The 3,673-nt window shown below is 41.9% G+C and carries 5 protein-coding genes; 4 read left to right on the top strand and 1 reads right to left on the bottom strand.

Annotation, left to right across the window (positions count from 1 at the left end):
• Window positions 1–98: 98 nt before the first annotated feature.
• Complete coding sequence (gene aqpZ, locus AB6C75_RS23100; RefSeq protein WP_017099207.1) at window positions 99–788, bottom strand: aquaporin Z; 690 nt, start codon at window positions 786–788, stop codon at window positions 99–101.
• A gap of 258 nt (window positions 789–1,046) precedes the next feature.
• On the opposite strand from aqpZ, the gene AB6C75_RS23105 reads away from it, so the two are divergent.
• From AB6C75_RS23105 to AB6C75_RS23120, 4 genes are all read left to right on the top strand, one after another.
• Complete coding sequence (locus tag AB6C75_RS23105) at window positions 1,047–1,271, top strand: hypothetical protein (protein WP_009848670.1); 225 nt, start codon at window positions 1,047–1,049, stop codon at window positions 1,269–1,271.
• 13 nt (window positions 1,272–1,284) lie between these two features.
• Window positions 1,285–2,691, top strand: a complete 1,407-nt coding sequence (locus AB6C75_RS23110) for a porin (RefSeq protein WP_372109437.1) — start codon at window positions 1,285–1,287, stop codon at window positions 2,689–2,691.
• A gap of 136 nt (window positions 2,692–2,827) precedes the next feature.
• Complete coding sequence (locus tag AB6C75_RS23115) at window positions 2,828–3,079, top strand: hypothetical protein (protein ID WP_009848668.1); 252 nt, start codon at window positions 2,828–2,830, stop codon at window positions 3,077–3,079.
• Between the two features lie 88 nt (window positions 3,080–3,167).
• Window positions 3,168–3,632, top strand: coding sequence for a YcgN family cysteine cluster protein (locus AB6C75_RS23120; protein WP_372101557.1), 465 nt, complete (start codon window positions 3,168–3,170; stop codon window positions 3,630–3,632).
• Window positions 3,633–3,673: the final 41 nt, after the last annotated feature.

Below are 3,673 nucleotides of genomic sequence, written 5' to 3' on the forward strand. Positions count from 1 at the left end.
CAACAGCTGACGCTGTTGGCTTAGTAGAAAAACTGTCAACGTATTTTAGGACGAGACATGGTTCTCAAAGGTTTCTATTCCAAAACACTTCTCTGAGCTTAATCTGAACCTCTCACCGCTTTGTATATCATCGCGCCAATCACGGCACCAATAATCGGTGCAATCCAGAATAGCCATAATTGCGAAACAGCCCAATCACCAACAAATACAGCCACGCCGGTACTTCGAGCGGGGTTAACAGAGGTATTCGTTACAGGGATACTGATAAGGTGGATTAAGGTTAAACAGAGACCAATTGCGATAGGAGCAAATCCAGCAGGTGCTTTCGAATCTGTCGCGCCCATGATCACGAATAGGAACACCATGGTCATGACCACTTCACAAACGAGAGCCGCAGTGAGCGAGTAACCGCCCGGTGAGTGTTCACCATAACCATTGGAAGCAAAGCCAGAGGCAGCTGCATCAAAGCCAGCTTGGCCTGAAGCAATCACAAATAACACGCCACCTGCGATAATACCGCCAATCACTTGGGCAATAATATAAGGTGCGACATCTTTGGCATCAAAGCGACCACCGCTCCACAGTCCAATAGTAACAGCAGGGTTGAGATGACAGCCGGATATATGGCCAATAGCAAAAGCCATGGTGAGAACGGTTAAACCAAAAGCGAGGGAAACTCCGAGTAGACCAATTCCCACATCAGGGAAAGCCGCGGCTAAGACGGCACTACCACAACCGCCTAACACCAACCAAAACGTACCAAACATTTCTGCAATATACCTATTCATAACGATCCTTATTAATCTGTACCAGTATCAACAAGATAGTTTAGATTTCGCAAGTTTGTGAAATCTTGGGCATATAAGCGACAGAAAGGGAGTGTTTTGGGTAGCAAATAGCCGACAGAGATTGCAGTGATTTTTAAACGAAATGCCATAACTGTTTAACGACAAGCTCCAGAAACTGACTAAAGTGCGATCTATTGTGTTGTTCAATAAATAAAACTGGTTGAAGATATTATTAATTCTTATTGGAGCCTGCGATTCATGAAAAAGTTAGCGATTTTAGTAGTAACGACATTATTACTCACTGCATGCGGAGGTGGTGACAGCGGTGGCGGTAGCGCTGCCACTAGTGGTGGTTCTAGCGCTCAGAAACTGAATACGGACATAGGCGTAAGTGATGCCGATATTCAAACATTGAAAGGCTACAAATTCCTATCCGTTGATGGTAAAGGATTTGAGTCTCCAAGCAATTTTAAAGCGAAGTAGTAGGAGTCAAGTTTTGAAGAAATTATCTATAGGTATTATCCTTGCCACTCTTGGTACTTCTGTTTATGCGTCGCCAAATCTAGAAGGTTATTTTCAAGCTCGTGAATTGGTAAATTATGCGGCAGGAAGTTTACAAAAAGCAAAAGTAGACTTTATAGCTCTAGATTATGCTGTAGCTAAATTACCTGCAGCTTCACAAGCTCAACTGGTTCCTTTTAATACTGTATTGGGGGAATTCTCGACAAACAGTTCCGTCAGCAGTAGTGACGCGACTGCTTTGCTCAGCCGAGTTAACTCTAAAGCCTTATCTGGTCAATATGTTTGCCGCATCAATAGCAATGGTACTGTTCTGGCATATAGTGCGGAAAACGGAGAACAGTGTGCAGCGGACAAGTATGAAAAGGCTGCATTAGCACTAGCGAAGAAAGGCGATGAACTGCGATTCTTCCGTTCATACAGTCAAGGTTATTTTCAAACCTTAACTTATAAGGTTGATGCAAGCTCTAGTGATGAAACAGTTCGTTTAGGCTACTTTAATAAACATGGTGGAAAATGGATTGGTGAAGCGGTTAAGGTAGTAAAAGGTAAGGCGCAAATCAATAGTACGGATGTTGATACTTACGATGTCATCGCTTACCGAGATTACAATATCTCCTCATCGAAAGGTGTTTCTCCGAACACATCAATTAGCTTTACTGAACAACCGTTTTTTATCACAGATGAAGTCACAGATCTCGACTTTACCGGTAAATCTGTCCATATAACGAAGACTAAATTTTCAAGTCTTCACCAGTTTGATGGCCCTTACCGTGGAAGGCATATTGATTCGAAAGGTTGGTTTAATTGGTTTAACCAAGACTACGTGGGTCAATACGAAATTGGAGGTAAAAAAGTTTACGCCGTTTCGGACACACAAAATTTAGTCGTCAAAAAAGACTTTAGTGGTGCGGTAGATAGCTGGACTCGCGTTGATGTCGACAAAGCTGATCAAGGTAGTGGTGCAGGTGACTGGACTATGTACATGTTTAACAATACAAACAATTTGATAGGTGAAAGCCCAACTTATTGTCAAATCAAAGCGATAGCAGAAGGTAAGCCTGTAGTTCAACTTTTATCATCAACAGGCGTTATGACGCACCCACCAATTACAAACTGTGACCAAGTTGATCCTGGCCATACAAAGAAAGTGATTGCATCATTTAAAGACGGGAATAACAAAACAGTTTCTGTTACTTCTCCTAAGCTAAAAGCAAGCGCTCAACATATTATGGCGCTTGGGCCTATTGTTGATCAAGGACAGAAGGCTAAATTCACAGTGCAAGATGCTAGAGATTTATTGTCATCGACTCGCTATAAAGCGGCTTTAGCAGAAATGACACCGCAATTTTTGTCTTCAAAGCCACATGATATTTTAAAGTAGATTCTGTCTTTGATGAATTGGAAGCACCTTTTATAAGGTGCTTTTTTGTACATATTAAATAACTTCACTTGGCCAATTTCATTTTTAGGATAGAATCGCCCACCTTCTTTCCTTTGATTCTATTTAAGGTCCAATTATGGAATGCCGTCTTCATTGTGGTGCTTGCTGTACAGCGCCTAGTATTACATCTTCATTCCCCCTTCATCCTCATGGAAAGAAGTCTGGTGAGCGTTGTAAGCAGCTTACTGTTGATAACCTATGTAAACTATTTGGTAAAAAAGAGAGGCCTCAGGTCTGTTTTGACTTTAAAGCTGAAAGCTGGGTATGTGGGGCTACGACAAGCGAAGCTATTCAAATACTCACGGATTTAGAAAGTTCTACCGCATAGCGAAAGAGCGTTAGCTGATTTTATTCTTGAACTTATATTCGGCTAGCGGTATAACACGCACCCCAGTAAAAGAGTAAGAAGTAATCCTATGACGATTCCATTTTGGCAAGAAAAGACACTAGAGCAAATGACCGAGAACGAGTGGGAATCACTGTGTGACGGTTGTGGTAAGTGTTGCCTACATAAACTAATGGATGAAGATAGCGATGAAGTTTACTACACTAATGTGGCGTGTAGCTGGTTAAACGACAAAACATGTTCGTGTAAAGATTACCCGAACCGATTCACTTCAGGTGAAGAGTGTTTGAAGCTGACTCGTGACAAAATCGATGAGTTTCACTGGCTACCAGATACTTGTGCTTACCGTCTTCTATCTGAATCTAAGCCGATTCCTGAGTGGCACCCATTGATTACGGGTTCTAAATCAGAGATGCATGCTGCAGGTGAAAGTGTTCGTAACAAAGTGGTATACGAAATTGATGTTGTCGATTGGGAAGACCACATTCAAAACTTACCTTCTTGGGCTAAAAAGAGTTATCCCCGTGATCATTGAAGATGCTTGATTTCTCAGAAAATCAGGATCATGCTACACAC

This window comes from Vibrio sp. 10N.237.312.B06 (genome assembly GCF_041464685.1).
Taxonomy (GTDB): Bacteria; Pseudomonadota; Gammaproteobacteria; order Enterobacterales; family Vibrionaceae; genus Vibrio; species Vibrio tasmaniensis_A.